General features: G+C 39.1%; 5 protein-coding genes and 3 pseudogenes. All 8 read right to left on the bottom strand.

Annotation, left to right across the window (positions count from 1 at the left end):
* Positions 1 to 4: 4 nt before the first annotated feature.
* The 8 genes and pseudogenes from DXA05_RS00215 to DXA05_RS00175 all read right to left on the bottom strand — a co-directional run bounded on the left by DXA05_RS00215 (position 5) and on the right by DXA05_RS00175 (position 14347).
* The gene (locus DXA05_RS00215) at positions 5 to 1126 is read right to left on the bottom strand and encodes an ATP-binding protein (RefSeq protein WP_284515327.1); all 1122 of its coding nucleotides are present in this window, start codon (positions 1124 to 1126) and stop codon (positions 5 to 7) included.
* Positions 1127 to 1689: 563 nt separating this feature from the next.
* A complete protein-coding gene (locus DXA05_RS00205; protein ID WP_004298756.1) occupies positions 1690 to 2463 on the bottom strand; it encodes a radical SAM protein in 774 nt (257 codons plus the stop codon).
* 115 nt (positions 2464 to 2578) lie between these two features.
* A pseudogene (locus DXA05_RS00200) lies at positions 2579 to 4689 on the bottom strand (DUF5117 domain-containing protein).
* A 25-nt stretch (positions 4690 to 4714) separates the two neighbouring features.
* Positions 4715 to 7063, bottom strand: a complete 2349-nt coding sequence (locus DXA05_RS00195) for a zinc-dependent metalloprotease (protein ID WP_074637962.1) — start codon at positions 7061 to 7063, stop codon at positions 4715 to 4717.
* A gap of 15 nt (positions 7064 to 7078) precedes the next feature.
* Positions 7079 to 8744, bottom strand: a pseudogene (locus DXA05_RS00190) (PKD-like family lipoprotein).
* A gap of 17 nt (positions 8745 to 8761) precedes the next feature.
* A pseudogene (locus DXA05_RS00185) lies at positions 8762 to 9444 on the bottom strand (DUF4843 domain-containing protein).
* Positions 9445 to 9453: 9 nt separating this feature from the next.
* Positions 9454 to 10977, bottom strand: coding sequence for a RagB/SusD family nutrient uptake outer membrane protein (locus DXA05_RS00180; protein WP_004316103.1), 1524 nt, complete (start codon positions 10975 to 10977; stop codon positions 9454 to 9456).
* Positions 10978 to 10993: 16 nt separating this feature from the next.
* Positions 10994 to 14347 (bottom strand): SusC/RagA family TonB-linked outer membrane protein, encoded by a 3354-nt coding sequence (locus DXA05_RS00175; RefSeq protein WP_074637961.1) that lies wholly within the window; start codon positions 14345 to 14347, stop codon positions 10994 to 10996.
* Positions 14348 to 14465 lie beyond the last annotated feature (118 nt).

Genomic DNA, 14465 nt, shown 5'->3' with positions numbered 1-14465 from the left:
TCATTCAGTTCATAGCAAACCTGAAAGCCATAAGCTTTCCCGTTTTATACGCCAAAAAATCACATTCCGTCTTACTATTGTCGAATGAAATATTCATATACCCTTTATTTCTCAGCTCATTATAAACAAGATTCTCCAAGGCACTACCACTTTGCGGAGAATAACGAAAGACATTGGCTGAAACCAAGCCATTGTCAATGAAATAACACTTATGCTGGGAACGGGAAGTCTCTTTCAAAGAATAAGAAAAGTTACGTACATCGACGCAAATATAACTGTCACACAAAAAGTTGAGATAGGACGCAACTGTATTTTCATTGCTTTTCAGTGCCTTACCCACAGCCGGTATAGAAAAACGACTCCCCATATTCTGCATCAAGTAACTGACCAGACGAAAGAACAAATGGGTGTCACGTATGCCACTATAAACGATGCAATCCTTCTGCACAATGGATTCGAAATAGCTTTTCAATAATTCCTGTTTGATGTCCTCATCAGCATCACCCAATACGATTTCAGGAAAACAACCTGTAGAAAGGACATTGTCCATGATACGCAGAACTTTCGGTGTTTGGGTATAACAATCAAGCAAAGTCGTTATTCCTTGCGAACGAAAAACTTCCCGAACAGAAAACGGACGCACTTCATTCTCGAAATAACGACCGGACAACAAGGCGGAAAAACGGTTCTGTAACAATTGCGAGTTAGACCCCGTAATATATATCTTTTCAAATATCTCAGTGTCATAAGCACTCTTTATGAATATCTCCCAATCACATAAATGTTGTACTTCATCCAAAAACAGGAATTTCACTTTCTCTCCCGTCAGACGTTCTGCATTTTCAATCACGCCGAATAATTTGGAGGAATCATCCCAAAATGGAATGAACTGCGGATCATCCAAATTAAGTACAAGAATCGACTTACCGCTCACTCCTGATTGCAACAGATCATTAATTAATAGTTTGAAGACAGTAGATTTGCCACAACGACGTACACCGGTCAGTATCTGAACATGACGCATCGTTTTCTTTTTCAGAAGATTGTCCATGATGTCTCTCGGACACAAGTGATCAAACATTTTGCCATTCCATTGGGCATTCTGGCGTATCAGGGTCTTTTCCATACCAAAATCAGTTTTTTAATAACCTTCAATTCATGCAAATATAAGAACTTTATTTTGTTTACCTAACTATGTTCGGTAAAATGAGTATTTACAGGAAACATAATTAGGTAAATAAGCCCTTTAATCTGGAAAGAGTGTTCTTTATAAAGAACGTTTTGCAGATAACACTTGGCGTAAATACCGGATCAATGAGGTTTGTTTCATTGTAGGATTCAATAATCCTTCGTACTTTGCCCGTTGCTTTCAGAAGCAGTTCGGGATATTGCCGAAAGATTATGTGAAGAAAGGAAACATTATCAGGGAAGTACACATTCTCAAGCATTCCCACTGCGATGAAGAAAAATACTCAATTATATGAGAAAACTCTCACTGCAATGAGAACTTTTTCTCATCGCAGTGAGAATATACCCTTGTCAGAATAGGCTGAAACAGCTCATGAAGCCAATAAAAGGGCGAGCAATAAAATAGGAAATATAAAACTTCTGAATTCTATTAGTTCGCCCTCTTATATTAATTTTCTTACGTATTATCAAGAAGAAATATATCCCTGTTTGAATTATATTTTAATAAGAAGCTGTTGCCGGAATACCTTCCTTTTCCAATAAAGCCACAATACGGTCTAACTCTTCATGCGTAGCCTTTTGCAAATCGTGGTCGGGAGTCTCCCGGTCGATCGTATAAATCATCACTTGCCGGGGAGCGATTTCTTTCACTGCTTCTATCCAGGGGAGCACATACTTGTCGGATGTATTATCCATGTCTTTTCCCTGATAACCTCCTTTCAGAAACATCGTCTGTACGATGCAGTTTCCTTTGAACTCTTTCATTCTTTCGATAATCTTCTTAACAGAATATTTTCCGTTAGGACGGTCCAACAGATGAATGTATTCTTCATCCACCGTATCCAGTTTCAGGATATTATTATCTATCTTGTTCAGTGCTTCGAATACAGCAGGACGGTCGATAAATGTAGAGTTACTCAATACGCTTACTTTTGCTTTTGGGAAATACTTGTCGCGAAGCGCAAGTGTATCTTCTATGATTTCCGGGAAATGGGGATGCGCAGTCGGTTCACCGTTTCCGGCAAATGTCAGTACATCGGGAGCAGGGCCGTTTGCCTGCATGTCTTTTAGTTTCTCTTCAAGAGCCGTACGGACTTCTTCACGGGTAGGAAGAAGTTTCTTCGTACGATGTTCGGCATTGAAACCACACTCACAATAAATGCAGTCGAATGAACAAACCTTACCGTCATCCGGCAATAAATTGATTCCCAATGAAACGCCCAAACGGCGGGAATGAATAGGGCCGAAGATGGGTGAAGGAAAAATAATAGTCATCTTATTCTAATTATTTATTCATAAATCATAGCAAAGATAACCCAAAACTTATAGGTTATTCTATCTGTACGACCATTTTTTCATCATCCCAAACAAATTATTACTCTAACGCCACTCAAGAAACCACACGGAAATATTGATCCATTCTTCTCAAAAGCAGAATATACATATCACGTACTTCCCTTTGGGAATGTGTCGTGCTAAGCTCCTCCAGTCTATCGTGCAGACTATGCAATTCGTTCGTTAAACGTTTCTTTATACTATTATGTTCAGTAGCTTCCTGCATAATATCCAGCCATGCTTCCAAACATATCAGCTGAATATCCATCTGTTCATAACTAACGGCTGACTGCGGATCAAAACCATTAAACAACCCCTTATAAAGATCCCGGAAAAAATCAATATCGTCATACCCCTTCCGGTCACTCTGCAACGCCTGCAATCGAAGAGCTGAAATTGTCTTTACACTCAACAATTGTTTGAACAACTTCGCCAGTTCCGGATACAGAAGATTGTTTCTTGTTTCCAACAAATTCTCTTTTACATAGGTACATTCCATCTTTTTAACAGAATGAAATAAATAGTTGTCCAAATCAAGCATTGCCTGACGCTGCGCATCTGCCGGTTGAGAACTACCCACCACCTTTGCCATTTCCATCAGATAACTCCCATACAGACGAATAGCCTTTCTGTATATATCAGTGAGCGAACTCCCTTTATCGTATTTCTTCCCCTTATACACAATCTTGTCCAACCGACTCACTACAGTCTGTAAATCCGATATTTTGACCGTATAATCTTCTGGAAATGAAGAATTAGAATTCTCCTTCCCTGATGGTTGGAATAAACGAATGTGATCTGGTAAATTATGCTCTATCCATTGCCGGAGCTTCTCCCGTTCATCATAACAATTTTGGTCTCCATTGAAAGGATGATAACCAAAATAAATAGTCCGGCAATCATCATCTCCCACTTTTAAAGTCTTTCCACACGAGCTTTTCGATAAACTTCTGCGCAAACCTAAAAGATATCCAATTTCTTCCGTTATTTCATTTTGCAACAATTCTTTTTCCACTTCTTTAGAATAACGGTCAGCCAGAATACGCGAATCCGAGGCACCGCAACTTAACAGATAGTCGTCTAATTTTCCTTTTAGGAATCCATGTCCGATATTCAAACGACATGAAAGTATTTCTCCGGTACGAGGATGACAGATAAAGTCACTTTTAATCCCCGGTATTCTCAAATCATAAGATATAAAAGCACGTTGTTCCGCCGGAATTATCTTTCGGTCTGCATACCTTACTTGTAAAGCATCATGAATACCTGCTTTATGGAAGGCGGTATTCCATGCTTCCACTCCTTCCTTTACTGCCTGGAAATATTCCTTCGGAAAAAGGGTATCTACATAGAAAGTAAGCGGTTGTGACATATCCCAACGAAGAATCAATGAATCTTCTACCATACAATAAGGATTTTGCGAGTAATCTTTGAAACTCAATGTCCGGTAAGGTATTCTGTAATCTGCCAAGCGGATCTGATCTTTTTTCAGAGGTAGCAAGCGTACTGCACAAGTGACTTCCAAAGGCATACTACCTTCAGGCAATATAATGGCAGAACTGGACAGCATATATCTTTCCGCTTCAACTCCATGATAGCGCCTGACCGTAAACGACACACCTTCCTTAAAAGGATGTATTTTCATTATTTCCGACAGTTCCGGAACCAAGGAACGAATAAAACTATCATTATAGCTGAACCAGTCATCGCCAGTCATCAGATACTCTGTTATCCGAATAATAGCTCCCTGCTCTTTTGAATAGGCCACCACTGGATAACTTTTACCGGCAGGTTGCATATTTGACAACGAGAAAGACTGCTGATATGTGCTTTTTTCATCTAAAATACGCTCTGTATAAAACGGTTTTTGAAGCAAATTGTAGCTTTATCCGGAGATATAATACGCACTACTCCCAGTCCGTCAACCGGACGATTCAACAAATCAAACCCTCGGTCTATCTGTCCACTGACTTCAATTTCCCGCCCGATATATTTTTCGGGTATTTCCAAATAGATTTCTTTTTCCGCTACATACACAGGAAACACACCGTCGATCTTATCCATCCCGGCAACAAAAAACTCGTCAAATGACTTGACGGAATCCTGTGCCTGAAGCAAAACTGTGACACACAACAATATACCAATCACATATCTTCTTCTCTTCATGAATTTCTTTATTTACTTTTCATCATTAAAACAAAATACTATCTACAAGAAACATTGCCCGTTTTTTGGCAACCGGATCCGTAATCTTATGGCTATAATCAAGACTTTCCTCCTTTATTCTATTCAAAGCCTGCATAATGGAAACCAATAATCTCGACGAAGTTATCTTTTCTGATCTATCCAACAATTTAACAAGTTTACTCACATAAAGCAGCTGCACTTTATACTTGGCGTCACTTACAGGAATATTGTCAGCCCATTCGGCAAATAATTCTTTATGTATGCTTTCCAAAAACTCATCTACAGACAACATATCCTCACAAACATTCTCCGTTCTTTCCACTTCCCGGAGGGAACGAATCATTTCCGACATCAGCTCTTCATAAAAGCGATCGAACTCCCGACTACCGTTTATTTCTAATTTAGCGGTAAGTTTTTCATCAAACATCCACACAGGCGGTTGTAATATATAAGCCTGTATAAAGCTCATAACCTTCTTATTGTAATCGGCTTTTTCGGGTATGTAAATATTCTCATCATCCGGCTCAGCAAGACGCTTTCCACCCAAATGAGACAAAACGTGCTGTACCCACTGCATATAATGCTCCAATACCGCTTCATAACGCCCCTGTAATACACGCAAGGACATTTTATCCGTCACATTCCAGACATCCGGATGTTCACACAAATATTTCAGATTCTCTATTCCCTGTGTATTAACCATAACATGGTCATTACCTAAATCTTCCGCCTGAGCCCGTACATCCATTCTGCCCGAAAAATGTAATGAGGGATCTTTCTGTTTTTCCTGATTCCAAAGGGTCCTGTTCTTTTCTCTTTCAGAAGCATCTTTACCCGGAAATATACGGTAGCCCCATTCAATAGCCCACTTATCATATTCGCCGACACGTACCCGCCTGTTTCTCAAATCAACTTTATCTTGAGGACGCAAAGCATAATTACACCGCACATAATCCATTATGGAACTACCAATACTATATTGACTTAAAAAGTCATTATCACGTAATTGATCGATGGAGTAATGAGAACTACCCAGAAAGTTATGTTCCAACCCTAATGTATGACCCACTTCATGTGTCAATACTTGTTTTATCTGTTCGTATTGCAAAGAGTCCGGCAGCTCTATATTCCATGCCTGTGGATCATTCGCTCCACATTGAGCAAAATACCATTTCTGTTCCAAATTCAAGACACTGCAAAAAATACCGATGTGGCAAGCTATAATCTCACCGGACCGGGGTTCGCATGGAGTCGGTCCATAAGCGTTATTTTGTCCTGATATCTTCCATGAGATGAACGGATAAGTACTGTCATAAATACTAAAATCAGGATCTTCCTCAACGGTAGGAGCCAGTCGCGCATCAATGGCGTTCTTAAATCCAGCTTTCTCGAAAGCCGGACGCCAGTCACGCACCGCTTCAATGATACAGTCGATGTACTTTTCCGGTGTATTACGATCTATATAAAAAATAATAGGTTGTATGGGTTCTACCAGTTCCCCCCTCATGTATCTTTCTTCATCTTCCGCCCTTATTTCCAGCCGCCATCGTTTGACAACAGATTTCCGAATAGCAGGCTGATTCCCTTGAAAACACTCCTTGCTGATAGAAAAATAAGCTCCGGTATTTGCAGCAACTGCCTCCAACGGTCTTTTTGACAGTAATTTTATGCAGATACCTGTATCCCAGTCTCCAATATAAGGAGGTGCAACAGGCTTACCTGGTATTTTCATTGACGAACTTCGATAAACTCGTGATGCGTGTATCAACAAGCGGTTGTCATATCCTTTAATTTCCTTGATATAATCTTTCTCTCTTAAACGCGTACCTATCAATAAATCAAAAGATACAATATCAAGAGTAAACAAAGGAAAATCTTTTAATACTTCACCAATCTCTATCAAGCTGCTTCCCTGATTCCTAGCTTTAATCGGTAATATCTTATAAAGCCTTTCGTTCCCACGTTGGGCGGCGATTTTTGCATACGTTCCTTCAGGATTTTCTATCACCCTCTCATATTGTGGATCCATCATCCACAACTCGTCACCCTGTTTACGGAAACTGAAAAATACCGGACCTATCATGTCACCCGCATATCCGAATTTCTTTTCCATATCCCGGTCCGGACGGGCAGGAGCTGTCAGGATAGTTGTCGTTACGGCAAACTCACGTCCAATCAATGAATCCGGGATTTCCCAATAGATATGTTTATCACTTCGGTAGGTAGTAAACATACCGGGAATAACTTCCACTGGTGCTTCTTCTTTAATAAAAGTTGTAATACTTTGCTGTTGCCCGTACAGACAAGTACAGACAACAGCAAGAAATACTGCACCGATAATTCCTTTTAGCATAAAGACCGGTTTATACTATTCATAATTATAGCTAATATCAACAATCTTCCCAATAGGCTGATCGGGATCTTCGTAAACACAAATGCTGTTTTCTTCACGAGCTACATCGCCCGCCACTGTCAATTGCAATTCGACAACTACACCTTTGTCAGCAGTATTGATACCCAACCCGAGAGACATACCTAGTTTCTCCTTATATTCGCCTATTTCCTCATCGTCATCTTCCTCTCTCACACTTTCAGGGTCCTTAAATTTAAAACTAACTATCTGTGCTGACGGATCAGTTTCATAAGTATAAAGTTCAATTGCCCTTCCGCGACCAAGATCAATGCGATATAATTTATTACCCGATGTCATAAATATAAGGTTTGCCGTATACGCGTAAGAAGCTGCAAATTTTGCTGTTTCTACATTTACTTCGGACGGTAAAGCAATCGTATACCGGGCAGCACAAATCGGATCTTCATCTTGCGCACTGAATTTAAACACAGTCAGCTCTTTTCCGTTATGGGGAGCAGCAATCGCATAAGCAAAATTTCCCCAATTTCCCCCCGTAACAATATCATGTATTTCTAAAGACGGATCAATTACATCCGGATCAAACAAATTAGATTCGTCTGACATTGAATACGTGGATACAGGCTTCTGGTCACTCCATTTAGTACCATAATTACGTATATTTTGAGTAGCCTGATTCATCATATAATCATAATAACTCGGAATAGATGCACTAAGAAAACGATGATTCTCAGAATCAAAAAACAAATAGCCTCCTCCATACGAACCATAAGCGGAAATAGCGGGAAACTCACTTTCCTTTTTTACCGAGAATGGTACACAAAATCCATCCATAGGAGCACAATATGCTTTTCCACTATTTACAAACAATTCACCATGAGCACTCATCTTATAAAACTCAATATTCAACGGTTCCCCTTTTCCCGTCGGTTCAAAAAGTATTTTATTCGACGGATATCTCGTTATTAAAGTACTTGGAGTCAATAAGGCCAAGTCCTGATCGGTTACTACCATTAACGCCGGACTTACTTTAAAACCAAAAAAAACTAGCATACTACTCAAATACGAATCCCCATAGTTTTTTCTTGCACTTACCGCCAAAGGTTTTCCTTCTAACGGAAATGACTGATTCAGTTCTGATTTAAAGACATCCGGATAAACATAATATCCTCCCGGAGTACCCTCTATCGCTCCTAATACTCCCTTTCCTTCTTTTTCCTGCAATACAAACCAGCAAGGATTTAAAGGACGAATAATTGCAACTTCACCTATCTGATACCAGGTTGTTCCACTCTTTTTATCCGTAATGACCAACATCAAACCTATATTTTCCGATTCATAAGCTCGACTGTTACTTTACATTCTTTGCCTACGGAATAATCTTTATAATCACTAAGTCTGTCCGATCCCGCTTTCTTTCCTTCAATTGTTTTCTTCCATTGAAACACAAGGTTTTCCTCATTTTGCTCCAAAGTCTGAGAAATCTCGGGTATAATTGAAACTTCCACTGCTTCCTCTTTAGGCATACGTACCTCGTTTCAGGTATTACGATATCCATCGTATTTACATCATGATAATCGTAATCTCCCTTGTCATCGTAACAGCCTGTTTGCAATAAAGCCGCTCCGATAAAACTTACTATACAGATGATATATTTCCTCATAACGTTTCTTTTTAATCTTATTCATATTCTATTTCATCACCTTCTTCACCTAAAATCGGCGGATTCCCCGCTCCTTATATTCTCTATAAGCTTGCTTGATTACATCAATATCTTCATCTTCCAAGTCATCCCATACACGTTGACATACATCCATAATAAACATATATTTAGCATCGCTATAACTGCCAAATCCCACATAATCACTCCATTCGGTCGGTTTCAACTCCCATCTGACATTTAAAACGATTTGATTCTTTTCTACCAGACCTTTATCAAACTGATGAAGAGGGTTATTCAAATCAAACTCCAGATAACAACCATAGATATTTCTACCTGCCTGTACTTTCGGACGATTTATTTTATAATAGAATATCTGGCAAACTGTATCAAGGTCAGTATATGTATACTTGCTTTCCAATAATACATCCACTGAATTCTGATAATCATTATTCGGAGTTACTTTCACACAGAAATCACGATTCTCTTTCAAAAAATCTCCTTGTATTCTTACCTCAAAACTGTCTACAGCATAAGGTTCTTTCTTCACATAATCCGTATCAACCAAAGTACGGACATGCGTAGTGCTACCATAGAAATTGATACGAGGTGTCTGGTCATATAAGTCTATCTCGTTTTCACTGCATCCTACATAAATGCCGCAAACAAGAATAGCTAAAACAAAATATATAATACGTTTCATAATGCTTCATCATTTAGAGTTGTTTCCAAAAATATACTCGTCATCCGGCAACGTCATCTGATAATGGGCTTCAGTCATCGTTTCAATCCCACAACCATAATAAGTGCTATAATTATGCGCTTTCAAGAAATAGAAAAGTTGACCTTCCGCGAAATATTCTTTTCTATATTCTTTCATTATCTCATTAATACGTTTAGTCTGGTTTTTGTCTTCTTCCGAAGTATTATCAAGGTCATCATATCCGGTAGTCGGTATTTCATCACTATAAGAGATACCACGTGCAAAACGTACGGTATTTAACGCGTCAGCACTTTCCGATGCAGAAGGAACACATTCTGCTACAATATAATACATTTCGGGTAAGCGTATCAAAGGGATAGCGTCAGCACCGGAATAAGCATATCCGCCATTCAAAGGTTTCTGATTATATTTTCTACAAAAAACATCTGTCCGACTTGCCCCATTAATAACCTCAAACATTTCCGTATTTTTTCTCCAGTCAGTATTCCCTGCATCGGCAGTTTCATAGAAGAATTTAAATTTATCTCCATCCAGATAGAAATGTTGCTGAGTATTGGTATTCTCCATATCCATATAATTTCCAATAAGCAAATTGGAGAATTCATTGACTGTTATTCCAAAGATTTGCTCTGCGTAGCGTATGGAATTGTAATTGGAAGCAGTCTGCGATTTATACAATGTAAAATACTTAGAGGCAGCAATCACTTGTTTAGCGTACTCTGTGGCCAATCCTTTACTTTCCGCATCACCTTTGTAACAATATACACGAGCCAGCATAGCTTTAACCGCATATAGATTCATACGAAACTCACGATTGACAAGAAAATGATTTTTATCTATAAAATCTTCATCCGTCTGATCGGTAAAGAAATCAAGAGGATCACTCTCTTTCAGTAATTTTTCAGCGTCATTCAAATCTTTGAGAATAGCGTCAACCACTTCGCTGGCTGGTAAAACAGGAGTGGCATCCTTATCAAAAGCAATACGGTAGGGTATAGCTTTGGATGCAGGATGTTCTTTATAAACAGGACCGAACATACGCAACAAATCAAAGTGAAGAAAAGCGCGAAGCCCGAGTGCCTCTCCCTTCATAGTTTCATAATAGCGTTCGGTAACTAAAACATCTTTATTTTTGTCTACGTACTCCAAGAAGTTATTAATATTGGCTATGATGTTATACATCGTTGAGTAAATCCCATTCTTCTTACTCAAAAACATGTTCTCATAATCGAACACGATACTTTGGTCGAAAACAGCATTTGTATTATACCCCGGATAATCGGAATATAATCCTGCCAACTCATCCAAATAAGCATAAGTCAAGTCTCCGGCATATAATGTCGTGGTTCCCAACTTCAAATAAATACCTGTAAGCGCATCCTTAAATCCTGATTCCGACTCAAATTGCTTGTCGGTAGGAATAGAAGTCTTCGGAGATACATCCAACCAGTCGCTGCAAGACATAAGTCCCAGCATTGTTGTTGTTAATAGTATATATATTATCTGTTTCATACAAATAGGTTTTTAATTAGAAAGCAACATTCAGAGCAAATGTAAACTGACGGGAATACGGATAGTACAAACCTCTTTCGCGTTTCACTGTAGACCAATAGAAAAAGTCTTCCATATTAAACGTCACTTTAGCGGAACTCAATCCCCAATGACTAATAAATTTTGTATTAGTACGATCCATACGATAGTAAACAGACAACGAACTTCCCTGGAATATATTTTCATCCATTATAAACCGGGAAGTGGCTTTCGTTTCCAACCCGTTAGGATTAAGAATACGGAACTGTGCCTTATCACCCGGTTTCGCCCAACGTAGCTGAGTTACCCGTCGATCTACATTATATTTCAAATTAGCATTTTCCACCTTGTCAAGCAAAGTCTGATTATATACCTGACCGCCAAACTGATACCTGAAGCTGACGTCTGCTCCCCAACCTCTGTATGTAAAGGAAGAATTAATATATCCTTGCCATTTAGGTTCTGTATTACCAATAGGTACTACATCATTCGCACTCCAGTTAACGGCACTCGTCATCTCCCCGTTACGTTTCAATAATATTTCATCTCCGGAAGCCGGATCAATACCTAATGAACGTACTACCCAGATACGGGAAAGAGATTCACCTTCTTCATAACGTGGCAACGGCGTATCTTTTAAATCTGATGCACTTTTATCATTTCTGTATTTCATCGCTTCCGATATTTTCAATAGTTTGTCAGTATTATGAGAACCGTTTACTGTAATTGTCCAATAAGCTTGTTTAGCAGTGTTTTTATAAGGAATAGCCGAGAGAGAAATTTCCCAACCCTTATTCTCTATCTTTCCCAGATTTTCCGGATAACTGCTGAAACCAAGAGAAGGAGCAAGACTTATATTGGCAACCATATTATCTGTTATTTTCCGATAATATTCCACACGTGCAGTAAAACGCTGATCGAAAAACCCGAGTTCCAAGGCAAGATTAGTACTTTTTGTAGTCTGCCATTTTAAACTTTCATTATGCATAGCCAAGATTTCCGAACCTGTTGCATCCGACGAGTAATAAGGAAGCAGTAAATTGGAATATGTATAATAACCATGTGCCTGATAAGGATCAAAACCTTGGGAACCGGTCGTACCGTATGTACCCCTCAAAATGAAATCGGAAATAAAAGATACATCTTTCAAAAAGTTCTCTTTTTTCAAATCCCAACGTAATCCGGTTGACCAGAAAGGAGCCCAACGGTTATTTTTTCCAAACTGTGATGAACCGTCCAAGCGTATATTAAAGTCGAACGAATACTTATATTTATAAGAATAGCCTCCAGCAGCTACCCAACCAATGGAGCGCGTTGTCCTCTCATCTCCTGTCACCTTCTCATTATATTTCTTACCAAACAACAAGTTATCCATATTATCATTCGGGAAACCAGTCACATAGTTTCCATAAGTCTCCGAATTATTCTCCAATACACTCATACGTGCATTAGCAGTCAGGTAGTGATCTTCCAGTTGCTTATTCCAGCTTCCTGTTAAATCTATGCCCCAATTGACAGCTTCACTCTGACTTCTGCGATAATCACCTCTTAAGGTAGGATCAGTCACATTATCAAAAAGCGTATGTTGTGCAGGACGAAAAATATCACGATGTCCTACGCTCTTGGACAGATTAAAAGCTCCTTCAAACCGTAATTCATTAGTAGGATTATATTCCACCTTGAAAAGTTCACGTACTGTAAAGTTTTTACTTTGGTCTTTACTGTTGAATGTTGTATTATACATCGGATTCAGGTAGCTCGACTCACCACCCACTCCTTCGAAATTATCAAGCCGTTTTTGTATTTCTCCGTTCTCTCCATACGGACGCAGATAAGGATTCAAGCGGGTATATTCACTAAAACTTCCCCACGGAGACTCATTAGCCACCGAATTATCCAACGTAATACTATTCTTTAACAACACCTTTTTCAGACGATACTGAAAATCAAGTGAACCGGTCAGTACATCACGTTTGCTGTCTTTCATCACACCCGGAGAACTATTATATCCGACATACATCCGATAGCGTAAGGCTTCATCACCACCTTCCAGCGTAACCGTATGTCGTTGTTGGAAAGCTGTTTGCAAAGGCTTGTCCAGCCAATAAGTATTTACTCCTGCCAGCACTTCACGCAATTTAGATTGATAGAGCTGCCATTTTTCAACTGTTTCGCCGCCGTATGTATAAAGTCCGCTTTGCAACTCTGCATCTATCTTCTCTCTTGCATTCATCAAGTTATACCCGGTCATATCCGGAGCTTCAATACGAAGTTCCCCACCATAAGTCACCCAAATCCGTCCCGGTTTGGGAGTCTTGCTTTCGATAACAATTACTCCATTTGCCGCACGCGAACCATAAATAGCCGTAGCTGCCGCATCTTTCAACACAACGATGGAAGCAACACGGTCGGGATCCATATCAGCAAGTGTCTGTATACTGATTTCAAATCCGTCCATGATAAGCAGCGGTTGATTGGCATAGGTCTCATATTCGCCCTGAACTGCCAGCACATCATTACTGGCAGAATTTAAATCTACCGTAGCCTGTGCATTCAAATCCATATTTGCACCGCCACGCATACGCATATCAGGCAGATTATTCGGATTAGACCCCATATTGATATTATCCATGATACGAAGCCCGGGAGCGACAGCAGCTATCGCTTTAGCCACATTATTCGTACTATACTTTTTCAGTTCTTCACCCTTGATAGTAACAGCAGAACCAGTGAATCCCTCTTTCTTTCTATTAAACATACCTGTCACCACCACTTCATCGAGTGCTTTTGTATCAGACTTCATCACTACCGACATATAGGATGAAGGATTCAAGAACTGAGTCTCCAAACCTACATACGATATTCTAACCCGACTATCTTTCGAAACATTAGAAAGCTGAAAATTACCATTATTGTCCGTGATAGCCCTAATATTATTGGCATCTTCTACGATAATAGTGGCACCGATAACAGGAAGTCCGTCTTCCTCGGAAAAAACTTTTCCTTTTACTTGTGAAAAAAACTTTTTAGAATCCTCTTTTGTGATATTGATGAATTGTCCGTCAATGTGGTATTTCAACGGATTTTTCCCGATAATCACTTTCAATGCTTCATCGACTGTAGCTTTTTCTACTTTTCCGGTAGAAGTATAAGAACTGATTTCATCGTAGATAAAAAGAACTTTATATCCCGATACTTTTTCAAAACGTTTAAAAATAGAGGGTAATCCTTCATTTTTAAACTCCATTGTTATTTGCTTTTCCTTACCTGTTTGCGCTTCAACACGCCATGAATAGGCAAAAAGGAAAAACAAGAACAAGACAATGAACTTTTGTGCTTGATTCTTTTTCATAAGCCCGAATAGTTAAATAATATTTCATTCTTTTAATTATATACGAAGTTTAAAAAAGAATGGTTACCCTTAAAAGAATTTATTTTTCAGAAATATATATTTCTATTCAGATTTATGA

Source organism: Bacteroides sp. AM54-2NS, from assembly GCF_003602935.1.
GTDB lineage: Bacteria > Bacteroidota > Bacteroidia > Bacteroidales > Bacteroidaceae > Bacteroides > Bacteroides xylanisolvens.
Note: the sequence above shows the minus strand (reverse complement) of the source record. Positions and strands in the feature narration are given on the sequence as shown.